This is a genomic window from Alkalihalophilus lindianensis, from assembly GCF_032843265.1.
GTDB classification, from domain to species: domain Bacteria; phylum Bacillota; class Bacilli; order Bacillales; family Bacillaceae_D; genus Alkalihalophilus; species Alkalihalophilus lindianensis.
In genome coordinates this window covers 1-247 of record NZ_JAWJBA010000802.1, presented here as the reverse complement: position 1 = coordinate 247, position 247 = coordinate 1, and the positions used below count along the sequence as shown (strand labels likewise).

The following is a 247-nucleotide window of genomic DNA, read 5'->3' as shown; positions in this document are numbered from 1 at the left end:
CCCGGAGATGAGCAACGCGCCGTTCGAAACGAAGCGGGCGCTGCTCGTAGGGAGCAGCCTCCATCAGAACCGCCTCATCGGTCAGGCTGCGCGGTGGACCGAAGACGAGATGGCGCTCCGCGCGGACGACATTGCCGACCGCATCATCGCGATCTGGCCTGGCCCCATTGCCTCACACGCATGAGGCATCGCCATCGCCGATGCCGCCTTCTGTGGCTCATGAGGGGGAAGACGACGGGCTGGCTGC

The 247-nt window shown here is 66.4% G+C and carries 1 protein-coding gene; it reads left to right on the top strand.

What is annotated here, in order from left to right:
• A partial coding sequence (locus RYX56_RS24385; protein WP_317124388.1) for a GmrSD restriction endonuclease domain-containing protein occupies positions 1-184 on the top strand: 184 nt, incomplete at its 5' end.
• Positions 185-247: the final 63 nt, after the last annotated feature.